At 46.8% G+C, this 23,140-nt stretch carries 17 protein-coding genes and 3 tRNA genes; 8 read left to right on the top strand and 12 right to left on the bottom strand.

Features of this window, described 5'->3' with window-relative positions; genetic code table 11:
- Positions 1-78: 78 nt before the first annotated feature.
- Positions 79-408 (bottom strand): AzlD domain-containing protein, encoded by a 330-nt coding sequence (locus MHI06_RS01745; RefSeq protein ID WP_169480914.1) that lies wholly within the window; start codon positions 406-408, stop codon positions 79-81.
- Positions 399-1,073, bottom strand: coding sequence for an AzlC family ABC transporter permease (locus MHI06_RS01740; RefSeq protein WP_145325773.1), 675 nt, complete (start codon positions 1,071-1,073; stop codon positions 399-401). Before MHI06_RS01740 ends, MHI06_RS01745 begins: the two co-directional genes overlap by 10 nt.
- Before the next feature lie 404 nt (positions 1,074-1,477).
- On the opposite strand from MHI06_RS01740, the gene MHI06_RS01735 reads away from it, so the two are divergent.
- Complete coding sequence (locus tag MHI06_RS01735; protein WP_340400196.1) at positions 1,478-3,478, top strand: methyl-accepting chemotaxis protein; 2,001 nt, start codon at positions 1,478-1,480, stop codon at positions 3,476-3,478.
- Between the two features lie 117 nt (positions 3,479-3,595).
- Here MHI06_RS01735 and MHI06_RS01730 read toward each other — a convergent pair whose 3' ends face one another.
- Positions 3,596-4,792: a DUF2087 domain-containing protein gene (locus MHI06_RS01730; protein WP_340400195.1), complete on the bottom strand. Its 1,197-nt coding sequence runs from the start codon at positions 4,790-4,792 to the stop codon at positions 3,596-3,598.
- Between the two features lie 215 nt (positions 4,793-5,007).
- Entirely contained in the window at positions 5,008-6,981 is a 1,974-nt protein-coding gene (locus MHI06_RS01725) for a methyl-accepting chemotaxis protein (RefSeq protein WP_340400194.1), read from the bottom strand.
- A gap of 267 nt (positions 6,982-7,248) precedes the next feature.
- Here MHI06_RS01725 and MHI06_RS01720 point away from each other — a divergent pair, with 267 nt between their 5' ends.
- The 3 genes from MHI06_RS01720 (at position 7,249) to MHI06_RS01710 (ending at position 10,811) form a co-directional block, all read left to right on the top strand.
- Positions 7,249-8,649 (top strand): serine hydrolase, encoded by a 1,401-nt coding sequence (locus MHI06_RS01720; RefSeq protein WP_340400193.1) that lies wholly within the window; start codon positions 7,249-7,251, stop codon positions 8,647-8,649.
- A gap of 154 nt (positions 8,650-8,803) precedes the next feature.
- Complete coding sequence (locus MHI06_RS01715; protein ID WP_340400192.1) at positions 8,804-10,216, top strand: N-acetylmuramoyl-L-alanine amidase family protein; 1,413 nt, start codon at positions 8,804-8,806, stop codon at positions 10,214-10,216.
- Positions 10,217-10,250: 34 nt separating this feature from the next.
- On the top strand, positions 10,251-10,811 hold the full coding sequence (locus MHI06_RS01710) for a GerMN domain-containing protein (protein ID WP_340400191.1): 561 nt from the start codon (positions 10,251-10,253) through the stop codon (positions 10,809-10,811).
- Between the two features lie 79 nt (positions 10,812-10,890).
- Here MHI06_RS01710 and MHI06_RS01705 read toward each other — a convergent pair whose 3' ends face one another.
- The 4 genes from MHI06_RS01705 to MHI06_RS01690 form a co-directional block, all read right to left on the bottom strand.
- Positions 10,891-12,480, bottom strand: coding sequence for an MBL fold metallo-hydrolase (locus tag MHI06_RS01705; protein WP_340400190.1), 1,590 nt, complete (start codon positions 12,478-12,480; stop codon positions 10,891-10,893).
- Positions 12,477-14,075, bottom strand: a complete 1,599-nt coding sequence (locus tag MHI06_RS01700) for an iron ABC transporter permease (protein WP_340402030.1) — start codon at positions 14,073-14,075, stop codon at positions 12,477-12,479. The genes MHI06_RS01705 and MHI06_RS01700 overlap by 4 nt, the downstream gene beginning before the upstream one ends.
- Before the next feature lie 160 nt (positions 14,076-14,235).
- Positions 14,236-15,309: an ABC transporter substrate-binding protein gene (locus MHI06_RS01695; RefSeq protein ID WP_340400188.1), complete on the bottom strand. Its 1,074-nt coding sequence runs from the start codon at positions 15,307-15,309 to the stop codon at positions 14,236-14,238.
- A 69-nt stretch (positions 15,310-15,378) separates the two neighbouring features.
- The gene (locus tag MHI06_RS01690) at positions 15,379-16,395 is read right to left on the bottom strand and encodes an ABC transporter ATP-binding protein (RefSeq protein ID WP_340400187.1); all 1,017 of its coding nucleotides are present in this window, start codon (positions 16,393-16,395) and stop codon (positions 15,379-15,381) included.
- A 367-nt stretch (positions 16,396-16,762) separates the two neighbouring features.
- On the opposite strand from MHI06_RS01690, the gene MHI06_RS01685 reads away from it, so the two are divergent.
- The 4 genes from MHI06_RS01685 to MHI06_RS01670 all read left to right on the top strand — a co-directional run bounded on the left by MHI06_RS01685 (position 16,763) and on the right by MHI06_RS01670 (position 21,874).
- Positions 16,763-17,671 (top strand): LysR family transcriptional regulator, encoded by a 909-nt coding sequence (locus MHI06_RS01685; RefSeq protein ID WP_169480923.1) that lies wholly within the window; start codon positions 16,763-16,765, stop codon positions 17,669-17,671.
- A 146-nt stretch (positions 17,672-17,817) separates the two neighbouring features.
- A complete protein-coding gene (locus tag MHI06_RS01680; protein WP_340400186.1) occupies positions 17,818-18,678 on the top strand; it encodes a hypothetical protein in 861 nt (286 codons plus the stop codon).
- 369 nt (positions 18,679-19,047) lie between these two features.
- Positions 19,048-20,730 carry a helix-turn-helix domain-containing protein gene (locus MHI06_RS01675; protein WP_340400185.1) on the top strand — a complete coding sequence of 561 codons (1,683 nt, stop codon included), beginning with the start codon at positions 19,048-19,050 and terminating at the stop codon, positions 20,728-20,730.
- Positions 20,731-20,827: 97 nt separating this feature from the next.
- Positions 20,828-21,874 carry an ABC transporter substrate-binding protein gene (locus tag MHI06_RS01670; protein ID WP_340400184.1) on the top strand — a complete coding sequence of 349 codons (1,047 nt, stop codon included), beginning with the start codon at positions 20,828-20,830 and terminating at the stop codon, positions 21,872-21,874.
- 223 nt (positions 21,875-22,097) lie between these two features.
- Here the strand turns inward: MHI06_RS01670 and MHI06_RS01665 are convergent, their stop codons facing one another.
- The 4 genes from MHI06_RS01665 to MHI06_RS01650 form a co-directional block, all read right to left on the bottom strand.
- On the bottom strand, positions 22,098-22,703 hold the full coding sequence (locus MHI06_RS01665; protein ID WP_340400183.1) for a short chain dehydrogenase: 606 nt from the start codon (positions 22,701-22,703) through the stop codon (positions 22,098-22,100).
- A gap of 185 nt (positions 22,704-22,888) precedes the next feature.
- A tRNA-Gly gene (locus tag MHI06_RS01660) sits at positions 22,889-22,959 on the bottom strand.
- A gap of 12 nt (positions 22,960-22,971) precedes the next feature.
- Positions 22,972-23,045 (bottom strand) — tRNA-Pro (locus tag MHI06_RS01655).
- 16 nt (positions 23,046-23,061) lie between these two features.
- A tRNA-Arg gene (locus tag MHI06_RS01650) sits at positions 23,062-23,138 on the bottom strand.
- Between the last annotated feature and the right edge of the window lie 2 nt (positions 23,139-23,140).

Here is a 23,140-nt window from a genome sequence, read left to right as displayed (position 1 = left end):
TCCCTTTCGGCTACAATAGAAAATAGCGTTTTCATCACAATTCTATTCCTTCAGGTATTTCATATTTCAATCCACACTCTACCCCATCAAGTACCGCAGAATCATCATAGCCACAATACCAACCAGTACAGTTCCAAGCAGACTGCGTGTCCAGATCGCTACTGCAATCGTAGGCAGGGATGCCCACAGAGCTGCATTGTGCGTAATCGGCACTAACTGGTTGTCCGACATGAACAGTTCCTGACCGATTAGTGCTGCCATGACCGCTACGGGTACATACTCAAGCCAGCGCAACAACCACATTGGAATCTGTATCTTGCTGAACAGCATCAGTGGCAGTACACGCGGAATAAATGTTAACAGTGCCGAGCCCATAATAATCCAAAATACATCCCATCTTACTTCCATCGTTCCATGAACACTCCCATCGTTGCCGCAATGACCGCAGCCACAATGACACTCATGCTGCCAAGTGAAGCCATGCTGGCGAAGATTACACAGACAACGGCGATAATAGCCACATTAATGTGTATTTTTTTGTTTTTACGATGCACCAACTGGAGTACAACCAGTCCAATAAACATCGCTGGCAGGGCATAATCCAGACCCAGTCGTTCCGGGTTAGTGATCCAGCGTCCAAAGTACGCTCCCGCCATATTGGCCACAAACCAGTTCAGGTACGCGGTAATATTCAGACCGTGCATCCAGCGTTCACTGAGCCTTTCCCTGCCGATCGCACGTGTCATCGCCACACCGAAAGACTCATCGGTAAGCAGTGAACCAATCCACATATTTTTAAGCGGGGTCAGGTGACGAAAATACGGTGATACAGCTGCACTGAGCAGCAAATGACGTAGATTCACGAAAAATATGGTGAACATGATGGCTAGCGCTGACCCATTCGATGCGAGCATGCCTGCTGCAATGAACTGAGCCGATCCTGCATATAGAATCAGGCTGAGCAGGGCCGTTTCCGCCAAACTCAGACCTGCGGTCATTTCAATGACACCCGCAGCAAAACCAATACTCAAATAACCAAGCAGAGTTGGGATACAATCTTTGACCCCCTGCATGAATGTAGCCTGATCCTGGACCTCTTTCGTGTTCTCTTGTCCAGATATCTGTAATGTACTTTGGTCCAACTCTGGTACATCCCCTCTCCAATTTTGGTCTCCATAAACCGATATATATCGATGTATATCCATTCAGGTTCATTTTTCATGTCACATTAATTCAGAAATATACCACAAGATGTGCACTAAGGGAGAGACAGATTAATTTTTATAGAACAGATGTAATCCTAAATACCTACAAACCCGAAAAATATTTTCGTAAAAATCATAATTCATGTTGAATAAACTCGAATTTTGTCATACGATAGCACCAGAAACATCTGGAAAGGATGGAATGAACTATCTTTTACCAGATTGACTTGTCCACCAGACATAGGGATGGGTTACACAGAGGGGGAATGTGTATGAAGAAGATTCGTAAACAAGGGACCAAAAGAACGCTGCAGATGAGAGAAAAACTGATTTTATCATTTGCCATCGTGCTACTCATTCCAACAATCAGTCTGGGCATTATCTCGTTCCAAACAGCCGATGCCAAGGTTGAAGAGAAAATGTATGAGAACGCAATCAGCAGTGTTACCGTACTTAACCAGACCATTGACCAAATCATTGGTGCAACGCGCAAAAATGTTGATTTCTTGGCAAGCCAGCTGGATGCAGGCAATGTCGGACCCAACCAGGGTGACGAGACAGATACCATCCGTACCTTGCTTGACGCGTATAAGGAAACCCATGATGACGTGGAACTTGCCTCCATCGGTACCGATCAGGGTGTGTACATTAACTCCCCTGTAACTGCAGTGAACAAAGAAGGGTACGACCCGCGGGAACGCCCGTGGTATCAGGCTGCTACGCAGAACAAAGATGTCCCTACCGTAATTACACCCTACATATCAAGCAATACCGGCAATGTTGTTGCTTCGGTAGCTCAGACCTCAGCGGATGGCCATGGTGTCGTCTCTGTCAGTTTGTCGCTTGAAGCCCTCTCCAAGACGGTTAATTCCACAAAGATTGGCGAGAAGGGTTATGTCTATATCATTGATAATGCCAATAAAATCATTGTACATCCTACCGAAAAACCAGGGACCGAAGGAACCATGGCACCCTATAAAGATATTTTTGCACAGAAAAACGGAAGCCTGACTTATACGCTAAATGGAAACCAGGAACACGCCTTTTTCTCCACCAATGAAACGACAGGCTGGACCGTGGTCGGTGTCATTGACAATGGTGAAGTGACAGCGTCTGTTCGTCCGATCCTCTATACCACACTTGTCGTTATAGCAATTGCAATTGCGGTAAGCTCCATCATTATTTTCTGGATTGTACAGTCAATCACCAAACCACTGAACCGCTTGGTGAAGGCATCTGATGAAATTAGTAATGGTAATCTGACCATCGAGGTTGCTGTATTGGGACAGGATGAATTCGGCAAGCTGAGCACCAGCTTCAATAAAATGAGCGAATCCTTGCGAACCGTTATTCAGGACGTGCGACACACGGCTGATGAGCTAACTGCTTCTTCAACACAATTGGCAGTCAACTCATCCGAGACAACCAAAGCGACAGAGCAAGTTGCCTTGATCACGGAAGAATCCGCAGTTGGACTTGAGAAACAAGCCAGCAGCCTGAAGCATACGGCACAGCAGATGAATGAGCTAGCTGGAGGTGTGGGACAGGTAACGCACAGTACTCAACAAGTATCTGAAGCTGCCATGCAAGCAAGTGAGCTCGCGGATAAAGGAAATGCCACCATGCAGACGGCCGTATCCGAGATGGATTCCGTCAGTCGCTTTGTGCAGGGTATGGCCGATACCGCTGGACGACTTGAACAGCATTCCACATCTATTGGCGAGATGGTATCTGTCATTACAGACATCGCTGCACAGACCAATTTGCTTGCTCTCAATGCTTCTATTGAAGCAGCACGTGCAGGTGAGCATGGACGTGGCTTCTCCGTGGTTGCCAGCGAAGTCCGCAAACTCGCGGAACAATCCAGCCTTTCCGGCCAGAAGATTGTAGAGATGGTTGGAGCGATTCAACAGGAGATATCGATGGCCAATCACAATGTACAGATCGGGCAACAGGATGTAAGCAACGGCATTCGTGCCGTGCAGTTTGCAGATGAAGCCTTTGCCCAGATTAGTCAGGCTGTGGGTGTCGTCAATCATCAGCTTGAGAATATTGCAGCTGCCTCACAGCAGATGTCTGCAAGTACAGCCGAAGTCGTACAATCCATTGATCAGATCCACACCATTTCGGAAACGAATGCAGATGGAACAGAGAACATCTCTGCAGCTACAGAGGAGCAGGTTGCTTCCATGCAGGAGATATCATCCTCTGCTGACTCGCTCGCCCATCTGGCTCACAAGCTGCAGAAGCTGGTGGAACAATTTAAGCTGTAAACTATACAAGTAGTCTCTACACATACCAAAAGCCCCTTTGCCATCATATTGGCAGAGGGGCTTTTGAGTTATATTTGAGTTATAAGGAACAAGCTTTTTAGAAAAGAAATGCCTCTCCTATTCAGCAGATTGCTTTTTATCTCCATGGTACCCTTGATCTCCGTAAGGCTCTAACTGTTCAAACCAGCGGTTCAGACATTTGGCCAGTGCATCTTTGGGATCGTAATACGCGTTATCGTCTTTCTTCAATGTCTCCAGCACTTCGATCACAAAGGCATTCTCACCATATTCATTCCATTCAGCCTGCAACCTTCGATTCAGGTGACTACCCATCTGTAGCATAAACCGTTGTCCATTAATGGTTTTCAGGTTAAGTGTACTGTCGATATAGACTTTGCCGTTACGTTCATTCCGAATCTGGTAGACGCCCGCTTCCGTTTTGACTTCCTTCGCCTGTTCCTGCAATTCTTTGCGACGATTCATGTTCTCCTGCTCCCCCTTTTCTTTGCGCCCCTGTGTGCTATCTTCGGCGTTCTGTTGATCTGCACGGCTCTCCAGCCAATACTGACTGCCATCTGGCTCACGTTCCAGCAAGCCATAGTCGATGAGATACCTTCGTATTTCCACGTAATCGTCATAGACTTCCTTCAATAGCTCATTGACCTGTTTCTCGGAATATTTGCGTTCTGGATCGAATCGTTTGGCAATCTCGGTGAGCACGATATATTTATGCTTTTGCTGCATATGAAACGTCTTTAGCGGACCGCCAGTACCCTCTGGAAAATACTTGTTCAGTACCTTATCCCGATCCTGTTCTGTAATATCAAATGAGTCACGATGGATCGTATGTCCATGCCTTGTCACAGGCGATACCCACTCAGCTGGAGCCTGGGTATCCTTACTCTTGAGAAGCTCCATTAATGCCAGGAATATCTTGGCCTGCCGTTCCTTCTCCTTCAATACAAACCGGTGATTACGGATTGTGGAAGAACTCCCAATGCCAAGGGCCTTCTGTACTTCAGCATCCTTCTTGCCTTCATAGAATTGGGCCAGCAAGCCCCGTTGCACATCAGACAATCCGGTTATGCTTTTATCCAACTCCAGCAAATACTCAAATACCGATCCATGAGCTTTCTCGATATGAACACGCATATAGCGGGCTGCCTCATAGAGCACCCCTTCTTCAGGGTATATAATCCCCGCTTCCGTCCTGTATCCACAGCAGACGCATATATAGGCGGGACCTTCCTCCATGTAACCACGCTTAATCTCTTCCAGCGAATCTGTTTGCAACCAGGATTCTGATGATTTCATGTAAAGCTCCTTTTTATCATGTTATGGTCATTTCAAGCGAACACAAATCAATTTATTATCATTTTTGTTTGTTTATTTATAGACATAATATAATTTCGTTTGGTTAATGTCAATATAACTGAAAGAAGTGTTTGGTTGAAGACATAGTGGATACCCCTTTGTTCAACAGAAAAAGACCGCAGGGTCGCAACCCCGCAGTCTCATTTCAATCCGTGTTACAACTTAAACCGTTCAATCATGCTTTGCAGATCTTCAGCCATACGTGACAATGCCGCCGAAGATGCTGCGACCTCTTCCATTGTAGCCAACTGCTCTTGAGCAGCCGCTGATCCATCTTCCGTTCCAGAGGCAATTCTGTCCGATAGAACCATCGTATCATTTACTGCCTTGTTGATATGCCCCATACCCCCATCAATCTGACGGGAAGCCGCAGATACTTCTCCAGCTTGTGCAGCAACTAATTGTACGGCAGTACGAATGTTATGGAAGGCTTCGCCTGCCTCCGTAACCATCTGCGAACTCTTGACCATACCTTCTCCTGTACGGGCAAAGGTCGATTGCACTGCATTGGTTTTCTCCTGCATCTCATGCATAAGCTCGTTAATGCGCTCGGCTGATGCGCCTGAACTGTGAGCCAGTGTCTTCACTTCGTTGGCTACGACCGCAAATCCGCGACCTTGCTCGCCAGCTCTTGAAGCTTCAATGGATGCATTCAATGCGAGAATGTTGGTCTGCTTGGCGATGGCCGTAATCTCGGCCACAATCACAAGAATCTCTTCATTTTTCGCGCGTAGATCCTCAATGACCACAGACATGGCTTTACTCTCGTCATTCACCTGTTGAATATGCGTAACTGCTTCTTCTACGGTAACCATACCCGCTTCCGACTTGGTCGATGCATCAAGAGCGATACGAGCGGTGTCTTCAGCACTTGATGAGATTTCTTTGACTCCAATGGACATTTCGCCCACGAGTTGGCCTGTAGCCGCGAGACTGTTGTTCTGCAGAGTCGTTCCCGCCGCTGCATCCTGCATCAGTTCAGCCACCTGTTCTGTGGCTTTGGATGTCTGCTCGGAACTTGCCATCAACTCTTCAGAAGATGCTGCCAACTGGCTGGACGTATCATGTACCTCTCCAAGCACACTACGCAGTGAAGTCGTCATCGTGTCAAAGCTTTCTCCAAGCTGTCCGAACTCATCCTTGCGCTGCAAACCAACCCGAACGGTAAGATCCCCGGCGCTTACTTTGGATGCTGCCTGCGTTAATTGCAGCAATGGCCGATGAATGCTGCGGATAATGAAAATAAGCAGAATCAACCCAATAACCAATGCAGATGCCACAATTGTAATTGCACGGATCAAAATAGGCATTACCGCTTCCGTTGCTTCGGAAGGAACCATCTCACCAACAATTTTCCAACCCGTCACCGGATTGGTAAAGTACACGGCTTCCAATTCGCGACCATCGTATGTATACTTCACGGTCCCACTTTCCTTCGTATACATTTCATTAATGTAGCTTTCATCCGATTGCGTACCCGATTCAATATTGTAGTGGAACAGGAATTTGCCCCCGTTATCCAGCATGTACAGTTTTCCTTCTTTACCAATGCGTATCTGATCAACGGATTCTTTCAGATGATTGAGACTGACATTGGCCCCGAATACCCCTTTGCCGTCAGCCAATTTGGCTGATGCCGTTACAACCCATTCGCCTGTTGTAACCGACTGGAACGTATCCGAGATTACTGGCTCGTCCTGGGACATGCCCATCGTATACCATGAACGTTCTCGCGGGTCATAGATCTGTTCTCCAGGATCAGGGGACTTCATCCAGCTACCATCTTCGGCACCTGCGGTAAGTACTCCCAGTTCCTTGTGATTCTGAGACATTCGATCCATCTGCCTTTGAAGTGCAGGAGATTTGTTAATAATATCGTTTGAAGTAATACCCGCGGCCATCTGTGCTGCGTTATCCTTCTCCATTTCCAGCATTTGATTTATCTGCAGACTAAGCATTTCTGTTTTGGCCTGTGCAGAACGAATAATTTCCATTTTAACCTGGTCAGCAGCTTTTTGATAAGACAACCATCCCACGGTAATGCTCGGTACTATCAGGAACAGGAGCAATGCAGCAATCAGGCGTTTTTTTACGGTTAAAGTAAACCAATTTCGAATCCTTTTCTTCATTTTAACTATCCCCCATCATAATCTTCACCCATCCTTTTATCGGACAATCGCTGTAAAAATATTATGTATATATACTAAATTAGAATAAATTTAATCTTTTCGGTCAGGTTAGATGGACTTACCTTATCCGTCTTTTCGTTTTGACCCTCTAAGCGAGATCGTTTACAATGCTCATAAGCTGGCTATTCATGAAACGATTGGAAGGAGAGGATTCAAATCTTACGCAAGGCAAATGAAAGACAACGCATTTCCACTGTTTATTCATCCATGTTCCGCATTCTGTTAGCGCTCATCCTGTGCGCAGGCCCGATTCTGGGACAAGCGGGTATCACGGCATCCGCAGTACAGGCGACGCAAGCAGTTCACATTGAAGTGAATGGTGAGCAACAATCCTGGAAGAACGCACCACTTATCATCAAAGGTTCAACGTTTGTTCCACTGAGGGATGTGGTCACATCGGTTAAAGGCACGTTGAAATGGGATAATCGCACCAAGACGGCTACCATTACCGTTGGCAGAGACAAGCTGATTCATCAGGCTGGCAGCAATTCCATTAAAGTAAACCAGGTCGATCTGGCGACAGGTGTGAATTCACGTACGGTTAACGGTACGTTGATGGTGCCTGTCCGGGCCATGTCTAATGCAATCAAGGCGGATATCAAAGTCCAACGCACAGCCACGGGTCAGATGAGCGTGAATATGGTAACCGATCAAGTCAGCTTACTGAACAGCGAGGTTGCCAGCGTAGATACGTATCTGCGCGAGATCAACTATCCAGGCATGGCTCTGATTGCCCGCGATGGTGAAGTACTTCTGAAGCAAGGCTACGGACTTGCCGACGAACAGACACTGAATCGTCCGGATCAGAAGACTCGAATCGCATCGCTGAGCAAATCCTTCACGGCCGCTTCCGTTCTTAGTCTGGCGGAAGAAGGAAAGGTTGATGTGCAAGATCCAATCTCCAAGTACATCTCCGGTATACCTAAGGGAGATAAGATCACGCTGCATATGTTGTTATCTCAGACCTCAGGTCTGCCATCCGCATTCGGTCGGGGTGAAGGAACTTCTATAGAAGAGACTGTGGAAGAGATTCGTCACAAAACGCTGAAATTCGAACCCGGGAGTGCCTATCTGTATAGTAACAGCGGGTATGTTCTACTCGCATACGTCGTTGAACAGGTATCTGGCATGAGTTATGCCGACTACGTGCAACAGACGATACTGAAGCCACTTGGCATGAAGAATTCGGGCGAGGCTTCCCGTAAAGTGCATACGATTAGTGGTTTTGTTCAACAAGATAACGCATGGGTAACTGCTCCTTACTATGTATCTCAATCCGGATCAGGAACCATCTATTCCACGGTAGACGATATGCTGAAATGGGATCGTGCGCTGTATACAGAACAGATTCTAAGCCAGGATACGATTGAACAGATGTATGAGCCTTATTCTGATAAAAACTATGGCTACGCCTGGATTCTGAAAGAGAACGGCACGAATCGTACCGTCTTCCACAACGGTAGTGGTGGCGGGTTTGCCACAGCTTTTTCACGTAATCTGTCCGATGATATCACCATTATCCTGCTCGGCAATCATGCAGGTATGGACATGACTTCACTTTTAGACGAAGTTGAGGCAAAAACAGCCAAAGCACTGCAACTGCAATAATTTTATTTTCATAAAGAGTAACAGGAGACGGTCCTTCAACAGGATCGTCTCTTTTATTTAGTCAAAAAAGAAACATTTTTACAATTTTTCCGTTTATATTATGTAGGTATATTCTGGAATTAAAAAACAGATCTAATACTAGTCGAGGTGCATAATGAAGAAAACCATTTTACTACTGTTTTTGAGTCTGTTCTTACTCGTTTTGCTCCCTAATCAGGGAAATGCCGCTGCAAGCACGTCGAAAATCTTTATGGATGGAGAGGAATTAGTCCTCCCAAGTGATGTACAGGTGACGATTATCAATAAAAACGTGATGATCCCGATTCGTGTCGTTGCCGAAAATCTGAAATTCAAAGTCGATTGGAACCAACAAGCACGCAGTGTAAAAATTCAGCAAGATCAACAGACGATTTCCCTAACCGTCGATCAAAAGCAAGCTATGGTTGCTGACAAACAAGTCACTTTGAACACAGCACCGCAGATTTTGAATAAAACGCTGGTGGTGCCCATTCGATTTGTCAGTGAACAAATGGGGCTTAAGGTAAGATGGAACAATCAAGACAAGATCGTATACTTAACGAACACTAGTAAGGAACCTGCTATCGAACCAGGCAACAGTTCTGGAAAAGGGGATTCCAGCTCTACCGCTCAGGTTACCGATATCCAATTTGCCAATAATCAGCTCGTTTTATCCACCGATGGGGCCGTTCAGCCGGTAGTAACGACACTCAAGTATCCTGATCGTCTGGTTGTGGACTTGCCGGGAGCTACCTTTGGTGATATCCCCCAGCCGCTGGATCAAGGACTCAATGGCAAGCTGGATGTGAGCGGTTATCCCAATGTGACAGAAGTGAGATATTCACTGTTCAAACGAGAACCGGCGCAAGTTCGAATTGTTGTAGAATTGAATCATGTGAAGGATATCCAGTATAGCAAGAACGTCATTGCCGATAAACTGATTATTAATCTGAATGTTGCAGGAGACAACGTCGCACCTGCTCCTGTAACTCCCGTAGGCGATTCAGGACGCAAGGTCGTTGTGATCGATCCAGGACATGGTGGCAGTGATCCAGGAACGATTAGCATCACGAACAAACCCGAAAAGGACTACAATCTGGCATTGGCTCACAAAGTACAAGCCCTGTTGCTCAATGAGCCAAATATCGAATTGGTGATGACTCGTGAAGGTGATACATATCCGACCCGCCCTGAGCGTGTTCAACTCGCCAATCAATTAAATGCGGATGTATTTGTATCTATCCATGGCAATAGTGTGAAGTCCGCCCCCCAAGCAACAGGTACGGAGACATATTATTATCAACGCAGTAATAGCCAGGAATTAGCCACTATCATTCATCAACGTTTGGTGAAAGCCATGGGTCTCAGAGATCGTGGTGTGAAAAATGGCAACTTGGAAGTAATCCGAGACACAACCATGCCTGCAGTGCTTTTGGAAGTGGGATTCTTGAGTAATGTGCTCGATGAAGAACTGATGTCGTCCGAAGTTGTTCAGATGAAAGCCGCTCAAGCGATAGCCGATGGAATCAAGGAGTATTTGGGCCTATAAATTATCAAATAAATCAGATGAAGGAAGTGATTCTTTGAATAAGAATCTAGGTTGTGCACTTATATTATCATGCTTGATCCTTATCGGAGTCGGATGTGCCCAGAAGCCAGTGAGTGAATCCGGATCGAATCAACCTGCTGTTCAGGGAGGACAGGCACAGTCACCAAACCCATCTGAACCGGAGGTGGATCTGGACAAAATGAATACACAAGTCGTCGACATTTACTTGGCAGACTCTCAGGTACTGGAGCTTGAGAAAACAGAACAGGAAATTGAATACAAGGATGACTCCGAAAAATATGAAAAAACATTTGCAGCTATGCAAACGAACACCGATTCAGAGCTCGTTTCCCTGTGGGAGCAGGTGGAATTGCTGTCTATCCAATATGCTGAGGGTACAGTGACTTTGGATGTTCATATCCCCACTGAAGCCAATCTCGGTACCAGTGGAGAATTGCTCGCATTGGAAGCTTTAACAAAAACGATGTTTCAATTTGATGAAGTGAACAGCCTGGATATACTGGTGGACGGTGAAGCCGTTGATAGTTTGATGGGTCATGCCGAGCTGGAGCACCCCATTCATCGCGAACCCTGAATGATTCACAACAATGGAAAAAGAACGTCCCCAGGGACGTTCTCAGATAACGAACGCAATACTACGTTTCATGCACAATTCACACATATAGCTCGTCACCAGTAGACAGTGAATGTATAACTGTTCCCGGTGACGGGCTATTTCTGAGCAATCCTTCTTTTAATCTGTCCGTCTCTTCCCGGTCAGCATGCACAAGGACCGTATGCCTTGCTGGAATCTGATGCAGCATCCGCTCGACATCCTTCCAGCCTTGGTGCACTTTATAACGTATTTTCCGCACCTCACTCACTCCATACTTGTCAGGAACCCGTAGCAGCTTATCAGCAAATGTACCATGAGCAACATGCCCGGTGAGCAGAATCAGATTCTCCTCCCTGTCCGATAATTGGCTATAATACCAACGGGCAAGGGATGACTGCATCATGCCGTCAGGAATGAACCATAGCGAAGCAGCATGTAGTTCCAACAGTTGTTCCCGCTCTTGGGTGGTCGTAGGCAGATCCCATCCTCGTCCGGTCAGAAAGCCATCAATTTCGTCTGGCAACGAACTTCCGGTGATATGCTCTCCCTTGTCCCTCAACCAGTATGGAACATGCATAAGTTGCTTCATGCCATCCACGAGTCCTTGTTCCACTACGATTGGAATAGCCGGGAATTGTTGCTGTGCCCACAGTATGATCTCCTGTCCACGCCCTACAACAGGCATGGGTAAGAGCACCTTTCCACCTTGAGCAATCGTCTGGCGAATGGCTTGTTCCAGCTGTTCCAGTTTGTCAGCCTGTGTATCTTGGTCCGTACCATAGGCCGCATCAACGATCGCCAGATCCACCAGCCCGACGGAAGATACTGCTGCTCTATCTGCTCTGCCTGCTACATTTGCTCTGCCTACTCCATCTGCTTCGTTGGATGTGAAATATCCCTGCTTCATGAGTGTCTCCGTGGATACGAAGGTGCTTGACGACGCCTCTGATGCAACAGATGTCTGATCTTGTGACGTTATGAATTCTCCAGCCTTTTGCCCACTGTTTATAGCGACTAGTTCCTCCGCGCCCCACCGTTCGCTGCTCGAAGCATCGAACACCGGATTTTCACAAATCATGCTTGCCTGCGTGAACACCTCCGCTGGACAATCCTCCTGTAAAAGCATCGATTCGGACGTGTAGTCACCGGAATAAAAAATCCGCTTAGCTTCCACTTCAAGCCCAAACCACACCGATCCAGCCAGATGTCCACTCCGTCCCCACATCACTTTTACTTCAGGAATGGGTTCGAACCAGGTTTGGGATACAACCTCATCCTCCAGATACCGATAACGAATAGCTTGCTCATCTGCTTCATCATAAGGAAGTTCTTCGCCTACACGCTCTACAAACCTGCGCCAGTTGGCAAAATACGTACGCAGCTGCGCCCTCGTCTCCCTCGTCGTCCACACTTCACCCTGGTAACCCATCTTATACAGCAATGGGATGGCGACCGAATGATCCTCATGGGCGTGGGACAAGAAGACCGCATCCAGTTGCGGGACAATCTCCGGGTCAATCATCGGATACTCGCCCGTACCTTCTTTTTTCACACCACAATCCAGCAAAAGGCGAACATTGCTGCCGCTCAGGAGATAGGCGGAACGTCCGTGTTCCCCTGCACCGCCCCATACATTCAGTTTGATCATGATGCATTCCACTTTCTCTTTGAATTCAGCAGTTCGATTCCCAGCAGCATCAGCACCGTCATACCTACAGTCACCACGGCCATCGCCATTCCCAGTGATACCTGACCTTGTTCAAACTGGGCAAAAATATACGTAGCCGACGTCTGCATCGACGGCGGAAGAATCAACAACGAACCTACCAGCTCCCGGGTAGCAATCGTAAAGGTCATCATCCAACCCGCTAGCATGCCAGGCAGGATCAGCGGGATCAGGATACGCCGTAAAATATACAGCGGCTTCCCGCCAAATACTTGCCCAGCCTGGAACAACGTTCCGTCAATCTGGGTAAAGCTCGATTTTACATACTGCACGGTGTAAGGCAAGAAGAGCACAACATACGTGAGAACAACCATGCCGTAGGTGTTATACAACGTGACTGGCATCCAAGGTGAGTTCCAGAAGAGAATCAGACCCACGACCATCACGATGCCCGGCACCGTATTAGGCAACAGACTGAATAAGTCAATCACACGCTGCATGAATGAAGAAGATCTGCCGATCGCCAGCGCAAACCCGGTTCCGATAATAACGGCAACGGTGGAAGCCGCGAGAGATAGTCCCAGACTGTTCCCGATTGCCTTCATGCTCACCGATCCCCAAGATAACAGCTCCTTGTAATGATCCAGTGTCAGGTTATCAAAAGCGAGTCCCGATCCCCGTAGCTTCATGGTCGAAGCGGCGATGATGGAGAAATACGGGATACCTATCGACAGGATCAACAGGATCGCAAGATATGCCCCGCATAACCATCCTGCTCCGCCACGAAGGGAATATCGCTTCGAACGTTGCCCTTTGCCACCTACCAGACGATACGTGAATTTCCGGCTCATGGCAGACTGCATATACCACATCACCAGACACACGGACAGCAGCACCGATGCCAGCGAAGTCGCCTTGCCGAAGTCAATCGGCCAACTGGATATGTACTTATGGATCTCGGAGGTCATGACATAATAGCCAATCTTGCGTCCAAAGGTCGCCGGTGTTCCGAATTCCGCAATCGTTTTGACAAAGACCAGCATGATGCCCATGCCGTAAGACGACAACAACAGGGGTAAAATAATGCGTCTGAAACGGTACCCCGCACGTGCACCGTGCACAGCTCCCGCTTCTTCCAGATTGCCACCGATGCGAATCAATGCATCCCGAAGCAGCAGATACAGGAAGGGGAACAGGTGTAAGCTCATGATGAGCACCATGCCCCAGAAGCTGAAGAACAGCTCACTCCAGCCTGCTGATGAAGGCACCCATTGCTGCAGGTATCCCCCTTTTTGCATAAACAGAATCCAGCCCATTGATCCGATATACGGCGGAGTCATGAACGGGATCATCAGGATCACATCCACCCAGCGATGCTCACCCATTCGGGTCTTCGCCATCATCCAGGCAAGCGGCAGCGCCAGCAGTGTGGTTACCGCTACAACGCAGATGCCAAGCCAGACGGAATTCAGCAATACACCTGATAGATGATGACCTGTAATCGTGCGAATCGGAGCCATCCAGTCCCATTGTCCATCCGGATACACACTTTGCCAGAAGATCAGCAAGAGCGGCATGCCAATGCTTATAGTCAGCAGAAAGAGGGCCAGAATCACGCCCACTCTCCGAAAAATTCGGTTGTTGTCTATTACAACAGGTTTCACTACGTTCACCTCACATGACTTTCCACAGACAGCAGGTATTCCTTTTGCCTAAATGTCTTTTTCGTATTGTGTCTTACTTAAAAGTCTCCGAAAAACGCGCCGCTGTCTCTTCGCCATGTTCGCTCATCCAGTTCCAATCCACTTTAAGCTGTGGAATATCCTTCACATTAGCACGGTTAGTCGCTTCAATGTCTTCGCGGCCCGGAATCAGATAAGCATCAGCAACGAGCTTCTGAGCTTCATCGGACAACAGATAGTCAATGAACGCTTTGGCATTTTCTACATTCGGGCTGGATTTCAGAATCGCTGCCGGTCTTGGGCTGATCACCGTGCCTTCCTCAGGATATACGATATCCAGGGGTTCACCTTTTGCTTTGGAGGAATACGCCATGTAATCCACACCTGCCGCTACGATGCTTTTAGCACCCGTAATGACAGGATCAAGTGCTTCCTGATTGGCACCTGCCATCGCTACACCATTTGCTTTATAGGCACTCAGCAGATCCCATCCTTTTTCACCATTCGCACTCAGGTATCCTGTGATGAAGTCGAGTGCTGAACCTGATAATGTAGGGTCCGGAATGTTCACTGCATCTTTCCATGCAGGGGTAGCAAGCTCTGCCCAACTTGTCGGTGGTGAAGATACCAGTTTGGTGTTATACACAATCCCCAGTGCGGAAGCACTGCTGCTGAAATAGTTACCCTCTGCATCCGACCAATCCTTGTTCAGCTTGTCTGCATTGGCTGCGTCCGGGTAAGGCATAGTCAGTCCATCCGCTTTCAGAGCCTGTGCGGAAGGTAAAGAGGCCAGGATTACAACGTCTGCAACCGGATTGGATTTCTCTGCTTCCATACGAGCCAGAATTTTGCCTGTCGTTCCCTGGAACATCTCGACTTCAATCCCCGTTTTGTCTGTAAATCCGCTCACGATGTTATCCGCCAGCTTCTGTGGGCCAGCACTGTACAAGACAAGCTTGCCGCCAGCCGGTTTCGTTGTTTCCGCAGCCGCTGCTGTGTTTCCTTCACCTGCGGGTTGTGCCGCGTTGCCTGTAGTTGTGTTCCCCGTACTACATCCGAACAAACTGATACTCATTACCGCAGTTAATAACAGCATTGCGCTCTTTTTCCGTGTTTTCATACCCAACATATTCGTCCATCTCCCTTGTTTTCTTATAAAATGTGTACTCCTGCTTCCAACTGCATGCCGTTCAACAATTTAATATGCCACTGCGATCGCTTCGTTGTGCTTCATACTCGGGTTGTCATAACCATCCATTCGGCATATCCGCTCGGGGGCTACATGAAGCTGAACCCGCTCTCCCACACGCACTCTTTGATTCATATAAGCTGTCCATACGCCCAGCCCTTCCATCTGCACTCGCACTTCGTAACGCTCACCTACATAGCTGACGCTGAGTACAGTCCCCGGGTAACACAGATCATCATGACCTGTTTTGTTCCAGGTGACATGCTCTGGACGAACCATCGACTGATTAGGCGTGAGCCAGTTGGACTTTCCGATAAACGAAGCGACATACGGATCACTTGGCGCCGAGTAGATCGTTTCCGGGCTTCCCTTTTGCAAGATCCGCCCCTTCTGCATCACCACAATCTCATCCGACATCGACATCGCCTCAATCTGATCATGTGTGACGTACAGCGCAGTCAGTCCCATATCCCGAACCAGCGACATCATCTCAATCCGCATCTCTTCCCGGAGTACAGCATCCAGTGCACTTAGTGGCTCATCGAACAGGATCACACCAGGTCTGACCGCTACGGCTCTGGCAAAAGCAACCCGTTGCTGCTGTCCACCAGACAGCTGATGAGGATATCGATCTTCCATGCCTTGCAGGCGAACCATGCCAAGCGCTTCGTTCACCTTTTGCCGCAGATCGGATTTCTGTTTTCCGGCCTTCAGGCCAAACGCTACATTTTCGTATACGGTCATATGCGGCCATAGTGCAAAATCCTGAAACACCATGCCCAGATTACGCTTGTGTGTCGGTATATCAATCCGCTTCGCCGCAGAGTAGATACACTGACCATCTGCACGAATCTCCCCCGCGTCCGGCTGTTCCAGCCCGGCCAACATGCGGAGCAGTGTTGTTTTGCCACAGCCCGATGGGCCGAGCAGTGTCGTGAACTTTCCATGTTCAAGCGTTAGATCTGTCGGCAGCAGTGCGGGTGTTTGATTAAATGATTTTTGAATTCCTGTCATCTCTAATTTCATAAGCATCCCTGCCTGTCTTCTGTTACTTGATCTCTTGCACTGTTCTCAGTCTAACGTCCGCTTTCGCGAGTTGTATGTCTTGTATGTAAAATTGGAATTAACTTTTTAGATGAATTCTGTTGATGTTCATAGATTAAATCTATAGTAGGTGAACTAAATTAATTTTCATGTTGTCGCTCCGATTACAGCACCATCTTCCGATCGCTGTTATCCCCAGATTTCTTATATTTCCTTTATAAAGGGAGAAATCCGGGGATAAAGGCGAACGCTCCGCTTCTTCAGATTGGTTCTGTACTCTCCGTCTTTATGAAAAATATTAGATCATCTTATATATTGGGCTAGTAGAAGTGAGAGGAGTGTTGGGACATTGAATCTGATCAAATTACAAATTGTTGAGCTGATCGACAAGCATCATCACATGACAAGCGTGGCCGAGTTACTGGGGATCAAGCAACCTACCGTTACATTTCATATGAAGTCATTGGAGGAAGAGATGGGTGTGCGATTATTCGAATCGCGCAGTGGAAAGACCTTTCTAACCGAGGCGGGACAAGCTCTACTGCACTATTCTGTCAAAATCAATGCTCTGACCCAAGAGGCTAGGCGGGTAGTGAAGGAATATGACAGCCTCTATCGGGGTACCCTGCACATTGGGGCAAGCTATGTACCAGCTACATATCTGCTGCCCGCCATGCTCAACACCTTTTCTCAGGAGTTCCCGGGCATCCGTATCGTCTTATCCGTCAAACCATCACCTGTTATTCGCGAAATGTTAATTCGTCATCAGATTGATCTGGGGGTGATCTCTTCCGAGCCATTTGTTGGACCCGCCCTGCAAGCTGAGACGCTGTGTGAAGATGACTTGGTATTGATCTGTTCTCCACAACATGGGTTGGCCCAGAAGGATGCATTAACACCCGATCATATCGCGCAGATTCCTTTTGCCTTACATGGCAATGAATCCAGTACACGGCGGCTAACCAATCAATGGCTTGCGCAACATGACATTCGTTTACGGAGCACGGTGGAGATGGATTCCCTGGAAGCGATCAAACAGCTCGTGTTAATCGGGGGGCATGTCTCATTCATGTCTCGGATGGCGGTACAGTGGGAGGAACAGCAGGGGCTCATTCAAGTTCTTCCCATTCCCGGAGAGCAAGCGCCGCGCCATATCTATACGGTACATAACAAGGACCGCCACCCTTCCGTTCAGGTAAACCGCTTCAAAGAAGTGCTGCGAGAGGTGAGTCACGGCTTCCCCATTTTCCATGGCTGATTGCCCTGATCCGCTATAAACTATCGTTTGCCATTCATCAAATCTATGCAGGGTTAACGCAATGTGCGCTCCCCTTTAATCGCTTTCATATATTCGGGCGATAAAGTGAGTCTGTACGTTAATCCAGATTGGGAGAGTGATTGGTTTTGAAAAAGTGGAAAAAGGTAACTGCCTCATTGATGCTGAGCATCGTAACATTGGGAAGTGGAATGACATTTGTGGGAACACCACAGGCTTCTGCTGCTGCCAATGCCGTTCCTGCTTATGAAGTAAAGTTTCTGGCCAAGCCGGAACTTGTATTGAATACAGATGGGACACCACGCAGTGAAGTGATTCAGACCCTCGGACTGAATTCCACGCCAAGAAATATCAACGTAGAGTACTTCGACACCAATGCTCTCGGATTGGATCAACAAGGATGGAACGTTCGTTTTCGCAAAAAAGATGACAAGAATAACTACGAATTGACTTATAAAAAACGCTACCCTGTAATCAATGGCGACATCAACGCAGCGCTGACTCTGGCTAACCAAGAGGGATTTGATAAATCGGATGATAATTACGAGGCTGAGATTGATTGGGGATATGGCAAACAAACGCTGAGCTTCTCCAATACCAAAAAAGTCGATACCAAAGCGACAGGTCTCCAACTTCCTTCACAGCAAGATGCCCTGAACATGTTACTGGACAAGCTTCCGGGCAAATTGAAAAACTGGACTTCCTCCAACTGGGGCAAACAGCAGCTTACACAATCCCGTGCTTATGGTCCGGTAACGTTCCAACGATATGAAGGTACATGGAATGGTCAAGAGCTTACATTCGAAGTATGGCCGATCCGCAACGCAGCAGGTACAGGTATTGAGAATATCGTAGAGGTCTCTTTCAAAACCGATGATGCTGTAGCCGTATCCGGACTGCGTACCCAACTGCTGCAATTGCTGGAGAACAACAACTGGCTGATTCCTGCCGATGGCTTGAAAACACAGACGATTCTGGAAAGATACTAATCGCTAGCTCTAATTAAAAAGACAAGTTCCTCTTCCTGCGGACATCGTAGGAGAGGGCTTGTCTTTTTTTGCGTATGAATTAAATGATCTGTTATTTAAGTAATTCTACAATTAACATCAGTTGAGATTTTACTGGTTATTCGCTCAACGGTTTAGATGATGCGAACTATGTATTGGCTATTTTCCAACTCGGTAACCTGTTTAATTCAAGTTATAGTGGAGAGTTAAGCGGTTCAATAATCAGAATTCGCTAAATCATTTCATATTATCATATGGACTTCTTATTTGTATGACAATATGCGATAATTGATAATGATTCTCAAATACATCATATGTAATGTTACTATTGCAAGTTAAGGAGGGATTCTGGTGACTTTGCAAGTCTTTCCACTGATATCTAACGGTGACCATACCCGTGACCTATATGCAAGATTCAAGACATCCGAAGTTCTCGATCAAGCGTCTTTTCTTCCACCATTCGTATTAACGGACTCACATCTTTTGCTCATCTGTACTGGCGGTGAAGCCAATATCCGTATTGGGCATAGGCAAAATCATGCCACACTCGGCAAGATGTATCTAATCCTGCCAGGAACAGCCATAGAATATACACCGGATGAAATTCATACTTTACAGGGACTCGCGATATATTTTGATCTGTTAAAACCCATTTCAGATATCAATAAAGCTACTTCCGGATCTACTGTAATGGAGGTATACCAAAAAGGGTTACTTCGTTCGGCTTATGCCGATGAGTTACCGCATGAACTTTTTCAGGAATGTACCAGAATTGCCTCACAGCTCCATGAATGCATCTCTGTACCTCAAGAAAATCGTCCATTTCGTATTCAGACTTTGATGCATGAATTGTTGACCCATGTGTATGCTCCTCCCAAAGAAAGTGCAATAGGAGATTCCGAACACACCTCTGCTTTAGATCAAACGCTTGAACTTATTGAGCTTGGATATGCTGAGCATCTTTCTCGTGAAGTTCTTGCCGGAGTGGCAGGCATGAGTGTATGGCACTATTCGCGGGTATTCAAAAACCGCACTGGCATCAGTCCCATGGAATACGTGAATAGCATCCGCATGGACCGGGCCAAAGAGATGCTGCTCGTCCCCGGCCAAACCATCAAACATATCGCCTCACAGGTTGGTTTTCAGGACGAGTTTTACTTTAGCCGCAAATTCAAAAAATATGTTGGCGTGTCTCCCTCTACCTATCAACGACAGAAACGCAGTAAAATCGCTGCCCTTTCCTTCGGAACGACTGGCCACCTGCTGGCATTGCAGATCATCCCCCATGCGGCATTGATCGATAACCTAAGGGATCAACATAGGAATCTGTTTTTCTCGAATATCCCTTATCATCTGGGACGTAGCAAACGCATGAATCCTCGTATCTGGCAAACCAACGTTGAGTTGTTGATGCAAGCAAGCCCAGACCTCATACTCTGTAACGAGTACGAAGCCCATACGTTAAAAAGGACCCTGCAGCGAATTGCACCTACCATCGTTATTCCATGGAAAGGATTGAGCTGGCGGGAACATTTCGTACAAGTTGCCTCCATTGTGGGACAGCAACAAGAAGCTCAACAATGGTTGGAGCAGTATGATGACAAGGTAACGCATGCCAAAGAGCAGCTTACTCATTTAATCGGTAAGGATACGGTCTCCATCGTTCATATCATGATGGGTCATCTGTTAATCTACGGGCGACGCAATGGGGGCGCTGTTCTATATAACGACCTGGGCGTGTCCCCTTCACACGATCTGCTTCCAGGACAAGTCTATCGTGCATTGGATGAACAGGAGTTGCCTCAAATGGTTGGAGATCGCATGTTACTGATTGTGGACCAGGACTCCGAATCCCAGCAACGTTGGCATAAACTACAACATACTCAGCTATGGCAAGATTTGATGCCCGTGCAGAACCAACAAGTATATCTGCTAGATGAAATGCCTTGGCTGGATTATTCACCATATGCCCATGATCAGATCATCGATGAAACTATCAAACTTTTTGGTAGCACTCAGCACATTAATCCATGACTGAATAGCACATAAGGCTATGTCTCCCCCAACATGAGACCGCTACAATATAAAGTGTACTGAGAATCAATATCATTAGAAACACAGGGGGATTATGATGTACAAACAGCATTATGTCAAAATAACGGGGATCCTTTTCATACTCGCCATGCTACTTGTTGCGTGTGGACAGACACCTGCAAGCACTTCGCAGCCATCTGCAGATGGCGTGAAATCAGCTGCGGGGACAGATGGGGAATCATCCACTGAATCAGCTACTAAGACCGTGGAGAGCGCCAGTGGTAGCAAAGAAATCCCGGCACATCCTGAACGGATTGTGTCCATTAATATGGAGGACATTCTCCTCTCCTTGGAGGTACCACTGGTACTTGCTACACCTATTGGCCGGCAAGATTACCTGAATGAGCAACTTGAAGCCCAAGGCGTGGCTGTCGAACCCATTAATGAGAGTGTCAATTTTGAAGCTGTAGTCGGCGCCAATCCAGACCTTATTATTGCCAATGCCAGTTTGGATGCCAAGATTCTCGAACAACTCGAGAAAATCGCGCCTACGATCACTTATGATCGACGTAATTGGCAGGAATCTATCGTGCAGATAGCTACTGCACTGGATATTGAAGAGCGGGCTGAACAGCTTTTACAAAAAAATAAAGATCAAGTAACTGAAGCTCACAAGCTTGCAGCCGATATCACCAAGACCAAACCTACAGCTGCATTCCTGCGCCTAGAAGAGAAAGATATGCGTTTGTTCTTCTCGTCCATTCCATCCACGCCATTCCCAGCTTCCAGTTATGTAGGAGCGGGCTATGAAATTGGATTCACTCCCGATGCTCTCGTTACCAAACTCGAGGCAGAGAATCCGGAACGGATGAATGCCAGTATCTCGGTTGAGCTTTTGCCTGAAATCAAAGCAGACTATCTGTTTATCGTGTCCATTAGCTCAGATGGGTCAGCTGAAGCGTTGCAAAAAACAAAAGATGAACTAAACGAAATCCAGCAACTCCAAGTGTGGAAAAGCCTACCCGCTGTTCAAAATGATCATGTCTATGTCCTCAATGCTAAGAAATGGCTCATTGACGGCCCCATTGCCGAATCGCTCAAACGTAATGAAATGCTCGAAGTTCTTGGGCTACCTGCTCCATAATAGTAAACGTACCTCTGTTTCATCCACAATAAACAAAAGGAGATTCACCGTATTTTCGGTGGATCTCCTTTATATTTAATATTCCAAATGGCCTCATTCAGTCCTGTTTCATGAAAAATCATTCTACATGCTTAACAGCTAAATGTACTTCATGTACACCTTTCTCATTCTACAATTAATTAGGGATAGGTAATCATCAAAATCATATATAACTGTCAGGGTTTTAATATATTTTAAAATTTTGGGCTGTTTCAATCCCAAGTGCACTCTGGATGAACGTATTGGCAACCCGCTCTACAGGTACGGGGTTAAATCCAATAAAGAAATCCTTATATTTTTCCGCCGACTCTACAAACAGATTAGGACTAACCGAATTCAAACGAATACCTCTTGGCAACTCAAACGCTGCCGCTTTGGCAAACGAATCAATAGCCCCATTCACCATAGCGCTTGATGCACCTTGCTCAATAGGGTGATCTTGTATAATGCCACTGACCAGCGTGAAACTCCCCTTATCGTTAATATAGTGCTGACCAATCAACACAATATTGACCTGTCCAAGCAGTTTACCCTGCACACTAATCAAATTGTTCTCTGGTGTCAGTTCTTCGAGTTTCGCATAATGGGTCTGGCCCGCCGCCACAATGATGTAATCAATATTACCCACCGTTTCAAAGAGGGTAGTGATACTCTCTGTCGACGTCATATCCACCTGAACATCGCCCGATTGTCTACCTGCTGTAATAACCTCAACGGAATAATCTCTCAGCTTCGCAACAACAGCTTTACCTAGCGTTCCGTTTCCGCCAATGACCAGAGCTCTTTTCATTACTGTTTGTCCTCCTTTATAAATAAATACGGTTAATCATATACGAATTGTTCTATTTATTTAAACAAAGATTCCATTCTTATTCAAATGACATTTGACCCTATTTTAAAAGGAATACACTTGTTCATTTAACGCACAAAAAAAGCCCCTGCTATAAGCAAAGGCTTTTCTATATGTTACTAGGAAGCGGGTGATGGGAATCGAACCCACGCTATTAGCTTGGAAGGCTAAAGTTCTACCATTGAACTACACCCGCAAAATAAAAAAATCGGGATGACACGATTTGAACATGCGACCCCCTGGTCCCAAACCAGGTGCTCTACCAAGCTGAGCTACATCCCGATACTTATGAAAATAATGGCGCGCCCTGAGAGATTCGAACTCCCGGCCTTTTGATTCGTAGTCAAACGCTCTATCCAGCTGAGCTAAGGGCGCAA

Origin of the sequence: Paenibacillus sp. FSL H8-0079, assembly GCF_037991315.1 — a bacterium.
Taxonomy (GTDB): domain Bacteria; phylum Bacillota; class Bacilli; order Paenibacillales; family Paenibacillaceae; genus Paenibacillus.
This window is presented reverse-complemented; position numbering and strand designations above follow the sequence as displayed.